The sequence below is a fragment of the Pseudomonas sp. B21-019 genome (assembly GCF_024749225.1).
In the GTDB taxonomy this organism is placed as follows: domain Bacteria; phylum Pseudomonadota; class Gammaproteobacteria; order Pseudomonadales; family Pseudomonadaceae; genus Aquipseudomonas.
In genome coordinates, this window is the sequence record NZ_CP087193.1 from 3756212 (window position 1) to 3770452 (window position 14241).

Below are 14241 nucleotides of genomic sequence, written 5' to 3' on the forward strand. Positions count from 1 at the left end.
GGGGGTTGAAGACAGTCCCATTCGGCAACGCACTACGCGGATGGATGTGTATCAAACCTGACAAGGCACACATTATGAGTCCTGTAAGCCAACCCGGCGCCACTGCGCCACAAGACGACGACCTCAAGGTGTTGCACAGCATGGGCTATGCCCAGCAACTCTCGCGACGCATGGGTGTTTTCTCCAACTTCGCCATTTCCTTTTCGATCATCTGCATCCTCTCGGGTGGCATCAACTCGCTGGCACAGGGCACCTCGGGTGCAGGCGGCGCGGCCATCGGTATCGGCTGGCCACTGGGCTGCCTGATCTCCGGGGTTTTCGCCTTGGCCATGGCGCAGATTTCCTCGGCCTACCCCACCGCCGGCGGCCTCTATCACTGGGGCTCGATTCTCGGTAACCGCTTCACCGGCTGGTTGACGGCCTGGTTCAATCTGTTGGGGCTGATCACGGTGCTCGGTGCGATCAACGTCGGCACTTATTACTTCTTTTTCGGCGCCTTCGGACCGGCCCTGGGCATGCAAGACACGATCCCCACACGGATCGTTTTCCTGGCGATCCTGACCGGCATCCAGGCCTTGTGTAATCACTTCGGCATCGGCCTGACCGCCAAGCTCACCGACTTCTCGGGCTATCTGATCTTTGCCACGGCAACCGCGTTGACCATCGTCTGCCTGATCGCCGCCCCCAGCTATGAATTCGTCCGGTTGGTGACTTTCAGCAACTACTCCGGCGCGGCCGGCGGCGCTGTCTGGCCACAGGTGTCGAACGGCTGGATTTTCATGCTCGGCCTGCTCTTGCCGATCTACACCATCACCGGCTATGACGCCTCCGCTCATACGTCTGAAGAGACCCACAAGGCGGCCGTGTCGGTGCCGATCGGGATGGTCTCGTCGGTGGCCTGGTCGTTGCTGTTCGGCTGGATCATGCTCTGCTCGTTTGTACTGATGTTGCCGAACATGGATGAAGCGGCGAAGCAGGGTTGGAATGTGTTCTTCTGGGCGATGGACACCCAGGTGAACCCGGCGATCAAAATGGCGCTTTACGTGGCGATTTTCATCTCGCAGTTCCTCTGCGGGCTGGCGACCGTGACCTCGGTCTCACGCATGATCTTCGCGTTCTCCCGCGACGGCGGCCTGCCCTTCTCCAAAGCACTGGCCACGGTCTCGCCGAGCCATCGCAGCCCGGTGGCGGCGATCTGGACCGGTGCCACCCTTGCGGTGCTGTTCGTCTGGGGATCGTCGCTGGTGTCGATCGGAGAAACACCGGTGTACACGATCGTGGTTTCCTGCACGGTGATCTTCCTGTTCTTCTCGTTCATCATTCCCATCGTGCTGGGCCTGTTTACCTACGGGACCTCGAAGTGGCCGCACATGGGACCGTGGAATATGGGGCGCGCGCTGTACTCGTTGTTCGCCATCCTCTCGGTCCTCTCAATGGTGCTGATCTTCGTCATCGGCATCCAGCCGCCGAACGATTGGGCGTTGTACATCACCATCGGTTTTCTGATTCTGACGGCAATCATCTGGTTCAGCTTCGAAAAACGACGCTTCCAGGGCCCGCCCGTGGGCGAGATGATCATCAAGCGCCAGGCAGAAATCGCCGCGGCTGAGGAGGCGTTGAATAAACAGGCTGGGAGCTGAGCCCGACAGCCCCAAAAAAAGCGGGGTGCTGAGCACCTCGCTTTTTTTTGGTACACACCACACTTATGTGATTTTGATATCAGTCCTATACGATTAGCACCATTTATCAATCAATAGCCCAAGGGTAAGTTGCTGCTCTGCGATTTCAAATCGAGAGCCATCCATGACCCCAGACATCCTCCGCAAATGCATGCCCGCAGCAGCTCGGGCGGGCACCCTTTGTTTCGCTCTGTGCACCGGTGCGGTCGCTGGTGCGGATGATCGCAGCCCGCTGGTCATCAAGGATCAGGGAAGCCTGATTGCCGGCGGTGGGCTGATCGCTCAGCCGGGCGTTTTCGATCCCTACCACCCCATGAAACCCGACGGCCAGAGTTATCACGGCGACCATGTGTATGCGTTCTACCAGGTCCCGGTTGACGCTCGCCCGCTGCCAATTGTCATGTGGCACGGCGCCGGACAGTCCGCGAAGTCTTGGGAGACCACGGCCGATGGACGTGAAGGGTTCCAGAACATCTTTCTGCGTCGCCGCTTCGCAACGTATCTGATCGACCAGCCACGGCGTGGCGATGCGGGCCGCAGCCTGGTTGAAACGACAATCAAACCGGTTGCCGACGAGCAGATGTGGTTCAACCAGTTCCGCATCGGTCTGTGGCCCGACACTTTCGAGGGCAGCCAGTTTCCGCATGGGCAGGAAGCGCAGGAGCAATTCTTCCGTTCGATGACGCCCAACACCGGCCCCTACGACATTGAGGTCGTGTCCGATGGCGTATCTGCCCTGCTGGATAAAACCGGCCCCGCCATCCTGTTCACCCACTCGCAAGGTGGCGGGCCCGGTTGGCTGACGGCGATCAAGAGCCATAACGTGCGGGCCATCGTGGCGTTCGAACCGGGCAGCAGCTTCGTGTTTCCAGAGGGAGAGGTTCCCGCGCCGATTCCCAGCGCGTTCGACACACTCATCGCCCATGTCGTATCGACGACGCAGTTCGAAGCGCTGACCCGCATCCCCATCGTCATCTTCTATGGCGACAACATCCCCGCCAAACCGGTTCGTTTACCGGCACAAGACAGCTGGCGCGCCCGGCTCGAGATGGCACGCCTGTGGCGCGATACGGTGAATCGCCATGGCGGTGACGTAACGCTCATCCATTTGCCGGAGATCGGGATCAAGGGCAATAGCCACTTCCCGTTCTCGGACCTCAACAACGTCGAGATCGCGGATCTGGTTTCGAAATTCCTTGCAGAGAAACATCTGGATTGACTACGAGCACGGCGATGGCTGCCGTGCCCTTCAGAAACAGGAAACAGCAGGAGTACTCATACGATGCGAACAACGATAAAGGCCACCCTCCTCGCCGCCATGGTCGGGATTTCGGCAGCCGAGGTTGAGGCCGCGGACTACAAGCAGAATCCTTTCACGTTGACCTACGGCGGCGCGATTACCAAGAACGAACCGGGCAAGGTCAACATTCACCCGGTCACGTACACGCTCAACGGCCTGGACATTGCCGCCAACGTTTACACCCCCGCGAACTATGACTCGGGGAAAAAATACCACGCTGTCGTCGTGGCGCATCCCAATGGCGGGGTGAAGGAACAGGTCGCCGGTCTGTATGCCCAGCGATTGGCGGAACAGGGTTACATCACGATCGCTGCGGATGCGGCGTATCAAGGGGCCAGTGGCGGTCAGCCGCGCAACGTCGACAAACCCGCCTACCGCATCGAGGACATCCATGGCATGGCGGACTTCATCGCCCGCTATCCAGGCGTCGACAGTGCGCATCTGGGCTTGCTCGGCATCTGCGGTGGTGGCGGCTACTCGCTGGCCGCGGCGAAAACCGACAAGCGATTCAAGTCGATTGCAACGGTGAGCATGTTCAACTCCGGACGGGTTCGTCGCAATGGCTACAACGATTCGCAACTGGACACTGTCCAGCAACGTCTGGAGCAGGCTTCCGCTGCCCGAGCCCAGGAAGCGGCTGGCGGGGAAATTCTCTATGCCGGGGATGCCAACCTGACGGATGAGCAGATCGCCAAATTGCCGTTCGATCTGTATCGCCAGGGTTACGAGTATTACTGGAAGACGCATGCGCATCCCAACTCGACCTTCAAGTACACCATGAGCAGCTTGCTGGACTTGATGCGCTTCGACGCCACCGACCAGATTGAACTGATCCGGCAGCCGCTGCTGATGATCGCCGGCAGCAAGGCTGACAGCCTGTACATGACCGAGGATGCGTTCGCCAAGGCTACCGGCACGAAGGACAAGGCGTTGTTCAAGATCGATGGCGCAACCCACATCGAAACCTATTGGGTGCCCGCGTATGTGGACGCGGCAATGGGCAAGTTGACTGCGTTTTACGCCAGAACACTCTGACCTGAGGACCCGTCATCATGAACAAAACCCTTTTCGGGATCGCAGTGTGCGCCGCGACGCCCTTCGCCAGCGCGGCCAGCCAACCGGACACTGCCGGCGAATCCTTGGCCGCCCAGCAGATCATCCGCGCCGGCACACAGGCTTCGGCAACGGGACCGGCGGATTACTTCTCCGGGCGGGTGCGCGTCGATCCGTTGTTTCCCGCCAGCGGCGAAATCAATGCATCCGGCGCCTATGTCACCTTCGAGCCGGGCGCGCGCTCGGCCTGGCACACCCATCCCGCAGGACAGCGATTGGTAGTGGTTTCCGGCGTGGGGCTGACACAGGAATGGGGCAAGCCCGTACAGGAAATCCATCCGGGCGACGTGATCGTCTGCCCTCCGGGCGTCAAGCATTGGCATGGTGCTGCACCGACGAGCGCCATGACCCATTTGGCCGTAACCGGCGTGGTGGATGGTAAAAGCGTGCAATGGCTGGAGAAAGTCACCGATGACCCATCCAATGCGCAAAGTCCGGTGAAGCCGCAAGCAATGTCCGCCGAACTACCCGTTTCCGAGGTGCTGTCCGCCAGGCAGCAGTCCATCCCGTTGATTGCGGCGTTCATGGCCACGAGCAACATGCCCAGACTCAATGCCGCCTTGAACCAAGGGCTTGACGCGGGCCTGACCGTCAACGAGGCGAAGGAAATCCTGGTGCAACTCTATGCCTACGTCGGCTTTCCGCGCAGCCTCAACGCCATCGGCGAGCTGATGAAGGTGCTGGAGGAACGCAAACAACGCGGCATCCACGATGCCCCGGGACACGAGCCCGCTGGGGTGATTCCCAGCGGCGATGAATTGCTGGCGGTGGGCAAGGCTAACCAGACGCGCATTGCGGGCGCGCCCGTCCAGGGCCCGCTGTTCGACTTCGCCCCCGTTATCAACCAGTACCTGCAGGCGCATTTGTTCGGCGACATTTTCGAGCGCGATAACCTGGACTGGCAAAGTCGCGAGCTGGCCACCGTCGGAGCACTGGCCGCCACGCCCGGCGCGGAGCCGCAACTGCGCTCGCACATGGCCGCCAGCATGAGGGTCGGCCTGAGCGCTGCGCAATTGCGTCAGCTGATCCAGGTGCTGGCCGATCACGGCGATGCCGATGCCGCCCAGCGTGCCCGCGAGGCGTTGGCTAGAACCGCCGGACAGCCATGAGTCAGGAATCAACCCGCGTAGCGCAGGGCATCTCGCAACAACGTAAAGGCGGGAGAACTCTGGCGACGGCTTGGATAGTAGAGGTGGTACCCCGAAAACGGTTCGCACCAGTCCGCCAGTACGCGAATCAACCGCCCCTGCGCGACATGTGTCTGCACCAGGTCTTCCGGCATGTAGGCCAGCCCCAGCCCCTTGAGAGCGGCATCCAGGCGCATGGCGATGTTGTTGAACACCAGTTGACCCTCGACGCGCACTTTCAGTGCTTGCCCCTTCTTCTCGAACTCCCAGGAGAAGATGCCGCCGTAAGTCGGCATGCGCAGGTTGATGCAGTTGTGCTGCATCAGATCGCTCGGGACTTTTGGCCTCGGGTGACGGGAGAAATACTCCGGGGAGCCGACAACCGCCATCCGCATGTCGGGGCCGATGCGCACCGCGATCATGTCCTTGGCGACCTGCTCACCCAGGCGGACACCGGCATCGAAGCCTTCCGCCACGATGTCGGTCAGGCCGTAGTCCACAATGATCTCAATGTTGAGATCGGGATTGTCGGGCAGCAGCTTCGCGAGCACCGGTTGCAGGATCGTGATCGCGGAATGCTCGCCGGCCGTGATACGCAGTTTGCCTGCCGGCTTGTCGCGGAACTCGCTGAGCAGTGCCAACTCGCTGTTGATTTCTTCGAACCTGGGAGCGATTACCTGCAGCAGATGTTCACCCGCTTCCGTGGGGGAAACGCTTCGAGTGGTGCGCGCAAGCAACCTGACGCCCAGTCGTTCCTCCAGCTGACGCATGGCCCGGCTCAACGCGGGCTGCGACATGCCGAGCCTGGCTGCAGCGCGGGTAAAGCTGCGCTCCTGTGCCACGGCCGCGAAGATCGCGAGTTGGTCGTAGCTTTCAGTGGTCATTTATACGCCCTGGTTATGAACCCGCGACGATTATGCCATCAACCGGTTTAGTCCATTTCAACCTGATGAGAGATAGACCCATGAAAAATCTTACGAAGGTGACTGTCGTTATTGGTGCCGGCTCAATCGGTCAGGCCATTGCCCGTAGAGTCAGTGCCGGTAAGCACGTTGTGCTGGCGGATCTGCGGCAGGAGAACGCCGACGCGGCGGCAAAGGTCTTGTTTGAGGCAGGGTTCGAAGTCACCACAGCCATCGTAGACGTCTCTTCTCGTGAATCGGTGCAGGCGCTGGTGCAGACCGCGACGGCCATTGGCGATATCACCGGTGTCATCCACGCCGCGGGGGTTTCACCCTCTCAAGCGCCGGCGGCCACCATTTTGCGAGTTGATTTATATGGCACGGCAGTCGTGCTTGAGGAGTTCGGCAACGTCATCGCCGAAGGCGGCTCCGCGATCGTGATCGCCTCACAATCCGGCCACCGCTTACCCGCGTTGAGCGCCGAACAAAACAAAGCGCTGGCAACCACCCCGGCGGACGACTTGCTCGCGCTTCCAATGCTGCAAGCCGATCAAGTCACCGATCCGTTGAACGCCTACCAGATCTCCAAGCGTGGCAACTCGTTGCGAGTCATGGCTGAAGCGGTGCGCTGGGGTAAACGCGGCGCGCGGGTCAATACGATCAGCCCCGGCATCATCTTTACACCTCTGGCGCGGGACGAATTGAGCGGCCCACGCGGTGAGGGCTACCGACGCATGATCGAACTGAGCGCGGCAGGACGCGGCGGCACACCGGATGAGGTGGGTGCCGTGGGCGCGCTGCTGATGGGGCCTGAGGGCACGTTCATTACCGGCAGCGATTTTCTGATGGATGGCGGCGTCACGGCGGCTTACTGGTACGGCGATTTGGCTCCCGAGTGACAGGGGTGAAGCACTGGGCCGCTCCCCCGTCCGAAACCTGATTCTGGTGCCCGGGCTGTCCGACTCATCCCCACGTTTCTTTCAGCACAGAACGAAACAGTTCGGAAAGTAACGGCTCTACCTCTTTGCGCTCGCTACGGGTCGGCTTGATGGTTTCAAGTCGATACAGCTCACGCTCAATGAATTGCTGGATGGGTATGATCTGGGGCGATAGCCCCATCTCTGGAGACGCGCGTTTGATCGCGAGCAAGTCATCGATGGCTTGCTGGAGTTCGGGCTCTCCTTCGATGACGCCACGTAGTTTGTCAAACTCGATGGGAGCTGGCGTCTCAAACTGCTCCAGCCACCGCACCGATAACAAGGGACGCAGTACGTAAAAATACTTTTTCAGCGGTACTTGGGAGGCCTGCAAATACCCCCTGTAGTTGGTTTTGGCCATGCTGCGATAATGGTAGATGCCACTCTCGACCGAGTACACCTGCGGCAGTAACTCCTTGACCCGCTCGTGAAAAGATCCTGAGTGCTCGTAAATGATGGTGGACTGTATCCACTCCACAAAGCCTGGATTGGACTTCCAGAATAGCCTCAGTGCCTTGCGCAGATCCCAACCATTGATGTCCATGTCGTCAATGATCGGATACTCAATGACGTCGCGCTGTTCCTCAAGGCCGACCGAGAGATACCACTCAGGTTTATTTACATAAATGAATCGTGCGTCGTAGTCACTATTGGGAGAGGCAAATCCCCAAGCGCGACTACCTGATTCAACGGCTAAAAGCACTTTCGCTTCATGCTCGTCCTCAGCACGGCGAAGACGACCTCGAACCTCTTCCTGAACAGCCATAGAAACCATGAACTATCTCTAACCAGATGATATTTGGATTGCACGCTACTCATACGGGGGTGGACTGTCCAGTGACGGGTCAGTTGAGGGACATGTTGCACTGGCAAGCATCATCGACATTGATGTGGCTCAGCCTGCCCTGGTGGTCGAACAGCAACCAGTCGGCGCCCAGGCATCGTGCTTGCACATCGTGCAGCGGCCATTGCAGCGCAGCGCAGAGGCGGTCACTGCTGCGGTAGATGAATTGCCAGCGGGTGTCCTGGTCGGAGACGACATAGCCAATCAACAGCCAGTGGTCGCACAGAAACAGACGTACCGGATCCTCATAGGCCAACCCTTCAACACAGTCGAACAAACGGTAGCCCTTGCGATTGCCGCTCTGCTCCAGCACAAGAATGGGGTCGTCCTCTCTCTCGGGCTTGATCCGGAATTCAGCGACCTCGCTGGATGCGCTGAACAGCTGGAAGCCATCCTCGTGAATCCTCGCCGGCGTCGGCTCACGACTGACCAGCCGGCGATCAGGCAGGCGATAGTGCCAAAGCTGGCTGCCATGCTGAGGGTCAGACAACCATAGGTACTCACCTTGCGAATCGTCCTTCAAACTCAGAATCCGACCGGGCAAATCACTGACATGCCACAGAGTTTCAAACCCGCGGTCAACGTCAACCACTCGCAACTGATGCCCGCGGCCGATAGTCCACGCCGTACCATCGAATGACTTGGCGAACACATCCAGCATCAGCACGCCCAGATCCGTCGCGGTGCGGTTGACCAGGTCCAGTTTGCTGATTCGCCACACGTCGTCGCGTCGGGACAGAACCAGCGCCATCTGCCGGCTATGGGCCAGGACGATCGACTGCGCAGGCACCGGGAAATGAAAGAGCGTCTTGCCAGTTGCGTCGATGACCACTGCCCCAGCCTCACCCAGGGCCAGCAAGTACCGTGCATCTTCCAGCGGCACCGCATCGAAAATGGCCCGACTGCCCATCGCTGGCGCCGACCATTCAAGAGTCGTGACGACGTCGTCAAGGGACCGCACGGCGGGACGCACCAGCGACTGGCTCGGCAGGTCGGCTTGCAGCAGTTTGTCCTTGCTCATTTTGACCAGCGCTTGCAGCTGATTCTGGGTCAACCGCCCGTGGCCACAGGCCTGATCGGCAATGATGGCGTGTACCGTGGCGCGGGTGAGCCAAGCCAATGCACCGGCCTGCGTCTTGTGCTGCAACAATGCTTCGGCCAAGGCGGCGCGCTCTATGAAGCGCTGGGGGTCGTCCCGTAGCTGCTCGACCCAAGTCCCGTAGGCCACCAGGGTATCGGGCAATAAAATCGCCCGTTTGACCAGCGCACCGATGGCCAGACGTCCGCCGGCGGCTTCGGCATTGAGCAACCATTGCGCGGCCCGCTCGCGCTCGGCAGGCAGGCTCCAGATCACATCCACGGCTTGCAGCCAGAGCCCCTTGCCGGTCAAGGCTTCGGCCCATTCCAGACGCAAACGGTCGGCGCTCTCTGGCCACTTCTCCTGAAGCATCACCACCGCGTCACCAAAGGCATTGTCACGACGGGCCACCAGCAACGCACGCTGCCAGTTGTCTGCCAGGCACAGCAGACGCACGATCATCGCTGCGGGCATGTCCCACGCCAGGGCAAGGTCAGCTGCTTGCTGGTGACGGCCGTGTTTTTCCAGATAATCGAGGGATTCCTGGCGCACCTTGAGCAATTCGGCCAGAACAAACACCGCCTCTTCGATACGGCCCTCGCGGTCCAGGCGTTCGAACGTCTGTCGGTAGATTTGCTTGAGTCGGGCTTCCAGACCTTCCTCGAACATTATCGAGCGACTGGGTCCCAAGTGCTGATTGATCGTCAGTTCCTGACGCCGTTGTGGTGTACCGAACGCCTGTTCACCGCTGCTTTGCTCGCTGCCCAGCGGAATGGCGTGGCGCAGGGCTTCTTCCAGGTCACCGCTCTCGAACATCTCCAACATGCGACGCATGTACGCGGCCTGATGCTTGCCATACAGCGCGGACAGGCGTGAATGGAGGGTCAGACGCGTCAACCAGCGACGCCAGGCGGCAGGCTTGTGTTTGACCGGTGTGGCACGCGGTGCGAGCGGCGGCTGGGCCGGAGTTCGTGGTGCCGCACGTTGCCCAGACGTTGCGCCAGGCAAGACGTTGCGTACGCCCATCAATAACATCGTAATCAGCACCGCGCTGATCAACGTCCCCAGTAGCACAGTGTTGACATCAAACGACACAGCCGTTTCCGGACTCGGAGGCTGCGTGTGCACACCTTGTTTTCTGTCGTGGGAGCCCATCCAGAACACAGCCGCCAACAATACAACGCTGACGCCGAGTTTGAACCACGGCATTGATGAGTCTTCAGTATTCTTCCAGCCACTGTCCTTTGGAGTGCTGGTTTGACGGGGTATGGTTTTTGGCGCATTGCGCTGGCGTTCCAGCAGCGCCTGCATCACCCCTTCCCGCTCAGGGCTGACCGGCCGCAGCTTACCGCCAAGGATCTCCCGAACATCGGATGACACAGCCAGAGGTTCAAGCACCGGCTCCGGCAGTGTGCTGTGACAGTCATAGGTGTCCAACAAGGTGTAACCGCTGACGTCGATCCACTGCCCCGGTGAAAGCGGCGTGGCATCGCGCAGTTGCAAGGCGCTGACATGGCTGCCACGTACCAGCCAGACATCGGCTGCGGGCAAGCTGCGCATCTCCTGCGGGGCCAGCAGCGCGGAGCACAAGGCACGGCCCTGACGGATCAGCGGCCACCCGAGCAGCGCTTCGCACTGAACCGATACTGGCTGGCGAAAGCGCAGCAAGTCGCCGTCGGCGAAACGGTAGACGCTGGCGCCGGTTTGCCACTGGTTGAGGATCAATCGTGCGCGCTCGCCCTCGTTATAGCGCTCGCATGTAAACCACAACCCTTCAATCTGCTGATGGCCGGTCAGCACCGGACGGCGAATCAATGCTGCGGCATGTTCAAGCATTGGCGCCTTCCTTGAGTTTTTCCGGTATCTCATTACAAAACACTTGCAGGCGCTGGGTGCGCAGAGGAACCGAGTACACCAGCAACTCTCGGGCGCTGGTCAAGGCCGCGACCAGACCACTGAGGGGGCAGAAGCTGACCTTAGTCATGGCATGGGACGTCGTAAACAATACCTCCTGTTCCCCGTCGCAATACAGGGCGATAGATTGCTGATTGGGACTGAGCAATACCAGGCAATAGTGATCATCACCCTCTTGCAGCAGTAAACCCAGGCCCTTCCAGCCTCCGGCCAGATCAATTCGTTCCATCTGCACCGGGCAATCAGTGGCCGAGATGACCCGCCAGGTCTCGCGGCCATTCTCGACAGAGAGCAACGCACAGCCACCGAAAGAACCGCGCCACCGTGAACTGGCGGCAAACAGCACCTGGCTTACACCTTCGGCGACGCCAATCACATGGGCGGGCGATACGGTTCCGTAGGCGTCGACCGAATGGGCATACAACCGACCGCCATCATTGCGCACATAAGCCACCCTTTCCTTGGTGACCTTGGCCAGACCCACCACCCCGTCCGTCAAGCGGTGGGTTTGCCCGGTCTTCGGTCGTGCGGGAGACCTACCGGTTTCCACCGCCCAAAATGCCAGGTGACCTTGGGTATCCAGCAGAAACAGACGACCTGTCGTGCTGTTGCGCAACCAGGCCACGGGCTGGAACGTGCCCGTGCCGGGCGGGAGTTTCAACTCTTTGGGGTCTGGCTTATCAACGGCTTTCAGCCCAGGCATATTCCAGAATGACAGTTGCCACTGATCGCTCAACACCGCGCCAAGCGTGCTGTGCATGAAAGTGACGGTCAGTGGAACCTGTCCCGCCTTCCAGAGGTGGCGGCGAATCTCCAGCGGCTTTTTCTGATTGGCTGCCGGCAGCTTGATCACCACCATGCCTTGCTCGTCGAGCATTTTCATCGCGACATGAGTGCCCGCGCTGGCAATCACTGGCAGCAAGGTCAGGGAGACACGCGGCACACTGCCTTTAAGCGGTGGAGCGACCACCACCTCACCGTCAAACTGGCCTTTAAGCAACTGCAAGGCCAAACGCTCGTCAGGCATCGGCAGCGATACACGGCGGGTGGTCGTGGCCTGCAACTCAAAGGACAGGCTCTGCCCGTCAAGACTGCGATGCACCTGAACCCGGTGAGTGCAGGACTGGTTGTCAGTCTTGGGTAAACGCTGACCAACAATCCAGCACTCCCCGACATTGGGTTGCTGCTCGGCCAGCCAGACGCGCCAGGCCTGCCAGTGTTCCTCGCCAACCACCTCATAGGTGCGGGCGTTGAGCAGGCACTTGAGTTGCGCCGAGGTGTCGAGCTCATGGAGCCGAGGCACGCTTTGCAGGATGCCCCAGCGCAACTCGGCCCCGGCCTCCTGGGCGCGCCGCGCAAGCAACATCAATAAAGCGAGGTGAACCAGGCGAGCTGCGCCCAATTGCAAGGGGCCGGCATCCAGCAAGACGACAATCAAGCGGTTCGCCTGATGGGCGCGATATTGCGGAGCGAGGAACATGTGCTCGCCCACCGCCGCCCGGCGCATGAACTCGTCGGGCACTTCGTCGGCCAGCAACCATTCGCTGGACAACAGTCGCTCATAGGGGCCATGGCGTTGCAGATCGCCCAGGCCATCGGGCTCGGGAACACCACCCTGTTGCAGCCCGCGTAATGGACCCAGCATCGGGTTGAGACGGCCCAACAGGTCGGCGAACAGCGGCAATTGCTCGGGGACAAACCATTCCAGCCATTGCCGCCAGGGGTGCAGGGATTCGGGCAACTGCATCAGCGCTCCGCCCAATAGGCAGCGATTCGCTGCAGATGCTGCGCAGTCACTGGAAGTTGTCGATCAAGGGGAATCACCGCCGGCGGGTCGCGCCACAGCAACAATGGTGAGCGTGAAAACCCCGTCGACAACGCCTGCCCCACCAGATCAGTCGGTACATCGGGCTCCCAACTGGTGGGCAGCCATAACCCTGGTGCACGTTCATCCGTTGCGGCGTATTCCACACCGTCAACCCAGGGCAGATCGCTGGCAGCACCCGACACCACCATCGCGTCGCGATTGGCGGTGACTTGCAGGCGCGTTCCCTGTTCTGCGGGTATCAGCAGCAACCGTGCATGCAGGCGCCGGGCGGCATCGCCCCAGGCCACAGCGGCCTGCGGTTCGGCAGGCGCTAGCCGAGGCCGCCAGGCCCAGCCCTTTGCTGAGACACTCATACAGTGGGCGTCAACAGACGGGTCATTTGCCCACGCACTTCCTGCAACCGCGCCGGCATGGTCTGGCTATTGAAGTTGGCGTCGATCTCCCGCAGCAGACCTTCCAGTAAGGGGCTGGCTGGCGGTTCGGTACGAGTCAGGTACTCCTCGGCCGTTTCCAGCAGACGATTGAGCCGCGACATTGGCTGCAAGGTCGCCTCCTCCACGGCACTGAACAAATGGCTGTTGCTGGACTGTGCAAAGATTTCACGCAGCACCTCGCGGCCATGCTGCTGGGTTTCTTTGGTCGGTAATACATACAACAGCGGCCACAGATCCGCGTCGCTGGCTTCAAGACGCCCACCAAGCAAGGCGGCAGCAGCGATCAGCCGTTGGGATTTGACAATGCGTCGATCCGACAACTGGATACCGGCCTCCCGCAGACGGCGAATGGCCTGGGCCAATGAGGGACGAACCAGAGTAAGGTCAACCTGTTTCAAAGCCTGACCGAGGGTGTCTAGCTGACTCAAGCCGAGCAACTGCTGAACCGGCCGTTGCTCGGACTGCCATCCCCCCGCCAACATTGCTTCCAGCTGATTATCCGGCACCGACTCGACAAACAGGTGCAATAGGAATCGATCACCGAATGCCGCCAGGGCTTCGTCGTCCGGTAGACCATTGGCCGCCCCGACGCAGACCCGCAGCGGGCACTGGATCTGAGTATGACCTCGACGGAAGCGTCGTTCGTTAAGCACCCCCAGCAGCGTGTTGAGGATTGCCGTAGACCCCAGGAAAACTTCGTCGAGAAACACGATATCGGCTTCCGGAAGCATGCCGCTGACATCGGTTTCCACCGTACCTTCACGCAACTTTTTCAGGTCTACCGCGCCGAACAGTTCAGAAGGTTCGGTAAAACGACCCAGCAAGTATTCGAAGTAGCGCCCCCCCATCGATTGTGCAACTCGCCGCACCACCGCACTTTTGGCTGTACCCGGCGGACCGATCACCAAAATGTGCTCCTGGGCAACCGCGGCCAGAACAATCAGCTCAGCCAACTGCTCGCGCCCCACCAAGCCTTCAGTGGCGACACGAACGGCCTGGCGAATTTGCGCAGCGGCGCTCTGCAATGCAGCAATCATGGGCATCT

11 protein-coding genes are annotated in these 14241 nt (G+C 60.3%); 5 read left to right on the forward strand and 6 right to left on the reverse strand.

What is annotated here, in order from left to right; genetic code table 11:
* Positions 1-74 precede the first annotated feature (74 nt).
* From LOY36_RS16700 to LOY36_RS16715, 4 genes are all read left to right on the forward strand, one after another.
* The gene (locus tag LOY36_RS16700; RefSeq protein WP_258668926.1) at positions 75-1640 is read left to right on the forward strand and encodes an amino acid permease; all 1566 of its coding nucleotides are present in this window, start codon (positions 75-77) and stop codon (positions 1638-1640) included.
* A 163-nt stretch (positions 1641-1803) separates the two neighbouring features.
* Positions 1804-2898: an alpha/beta fold hydrolase gene (locus tag LOY36_RS16705; RefSeq protein WP_258668927.1), complete on the forward strand. Its 1095-nt coding sequence runs from the start codon at positions 1804-1806 to the stop codon at positions 2896-2898.
* Positions 2899-2961: 63 nt separating this feature from the next.
* A complete protein-coding gene (locus LOY36_RS16710; RefSeq protein WP_258668929.1) occupies positions 2962-4014 on the forward strand; it encodes an alpha/beta hydrolase in 1053 nt (350 codons plus the stop codon).
* Positions 4015-4031: 17 nt separating this feature from the next.
* Entirely contained in the window at positions 4032-5201 is a 1170-nt protein-coding gene (locus LOY36_RS16715) for a carboxymuconolactone decarboxylase family protein (protein WP_258668932.1), read from the forward strand.
* Between the two features lie 8 nt (positions 5202-5209).
* Here the strand turns inward: LOY36_RS16715 and LOY36_RS16720 are convergent, their stop codons facing one another.
* A complete protein-coding gene (locus tag LOY36_RS16720) occupies positions 5210-6103 on the reverse strand; it encodes a LysR family transcriptional regulator (protein WP_258668934.1) in 894 nt (297 codons plus the stop codon).
* An 80-nt stretch (positions 6104-6183) separates the two neighbouring features.
* Here LOY36_RS16720 and LOY36_RS16725 point away from each other — a divergent pair, with 80 nt between their 5' ends.
* The gene (locus LOY36_RS16725; protein ID WP_258668935.1) at positions 6184-7020 is read left to right on the forward strand and encodes an SDR family oxidoreductase; all 837 of its coding nucleotides are present in this window, start codon (positions 6184-6186) and stop codon (positions 7018-7020) included.
* A gap of 64 nt (positions 7021-7084) precedes the next feature.
* Here LOY36_RS16725 and LOY36_RS16730 read toward each other — a convergent pair whose 3' ends face one another.
* The 5 genes from LOY36_RS16730 to LOY36_RS16750 all read right to left on the reverse strand — a co-directional run bounded on the left by LOY36_RS16730 (position 7085) and on the right by LOY36_RS16750 (position 14233).
* Positions 7085-7873: a nucleotidyltransferase domain-containing protein gene (locus LOY36_RS16730; protein ID WP_258668936.1), complete on the reverse strand. Its 789-nt coding sequence runs from the start codon at positions 7871-7873 to the stop codon at positions 7085-7087.
* A gap of 70 nt (positions 7874-7943) precedes the next feature.
* Positions 7944-10856: a bpX6 domain-containing protein gene (locus tag LOY36_RS16735; RefSeq protein ID WP_258668937.1), complete on the reverse strand. Its 2913-nt coding sequence runs from the start codon at positions 10854-10856 to the stop codon at positions 7944-7946.
* Entirely contained in the window at positions 10849-12681 is a 1833-nt protein-coding gene (locus LOY36_RS16740; RefSeq protein WP_258668938.1) for a hypothetical protein, read from the reverse strand. The genes LOY36_RS16735 and LOY36_RS16740 overlap by 8 nt, the downstream gene beginning before the upstream one ends.
* Positions 12681-13115, reverse strand: a complete 435-nt coding sequence (locus LOY36_RS16745) for a hypothetical protein (RefSeq protein ID WP_258668940.1) — start codon at positions 13113-13115, stop codon at positions 12681-12683. Before LOY36_RS16745 ends, LOY36_RS16740 begins: the two co-directional genes overlap by 1 nt.
* A complete protein-coding gene (locus tag LOY36_RS16750) occupies positions 13112-14233 on the reverse strand; it encodes an AAA family ATPase (RefSeq protein ID WP_258668942.1) in 1122 nt (373 codons plus the stop codon). The genes LOY36_RS16745 and LOY36_RS16750 overlap by 4 nt, the downstream gene beginning before the upstream one ends.
* Between the last annotated feature and the right edge of the window lie 8 nt (positions 14234-14241).

Bases quoted from the DNA above. Each gene is read 5' to 3' on its own strand.
- LOY36_RS16720 (WP_258668934.1), bottom strand. From the start codon at position 6,103: ATGACCACTGAAAGCTACGACCAACTCGCGATCTTCGCGGCCGTGGCA.
- LOY36_RS16730 (WP_258668936.1), bottom strand. From the start codon at position 7,873: ATGGTTTCTATGGCTGTTCAGGAAGAGGTTCGAGGTCGTCTTCGCCGT.
- LOY36_RS16735 (WP_258668937.1), bottom strand. From the start codon at position 10,856: ATGCTTGAACATGCCGCAGCATTGATTCGCCGTCCGGTGCTGACCGGC.
- LOY36_RS16715 (WP_258668932.1), top strand. From the start codon at position 4,032: ATGAACAAAACCCTTTTCGGGATCGCAGTGTGCGCCGCGACGCCCTTC.
- LOY36_RS16740 (WP_258668938.1), bottom strand. From the start codon at position 12,681: ATGCAGTTGCCCGAATCCCTGCACCCCTGGCGGCAATGGCTGGAATGG.
- LOY36_RS16750 (WP_258668942.1), bottom strand. From the start codon at position 14,233: ATGATTGCTGCATTGCAGAGCGCCGCTGCGCAAATTCGCCAGGCCGTT.
- LOY36_RS16710 (WP_258668929.1), top strand. From the start codon at position 2,962: ATGCGAACAACGATAAAGGCCACCCTCCTCGCCGCCATGGTCGGGATT.
- LOY36_RS16705 (WP_258668927.1), top strand. From the start codon at position 1,804: ATGACCCCAGACATCCTCCGCAAATGCATGCCCGCAGCAGCTCGGGCG.
- LOY36_RS16745 (WP_258668940.1), bottom strand. From the start codon at position 13,115: ATGAGTGTCTCAGCAAAGGGCTGGGCCTGGCGGCCTCGGCTAGCGCCT.
- LOY36_RS16725 (WP_258668935.1), top strand. From the start codon at position 6,184: ATGAAAAATCTTACGAAGGTGACTGTCGTTATTGGTGCCGGCTCAATC.
- LOY36_RS16700 (WP_258668926.1), top strand. From the start codon at position 75: ATGAGTCCTGTAAGCCAACCCGGCGCCACTGCGCCACAAGACGACGAC.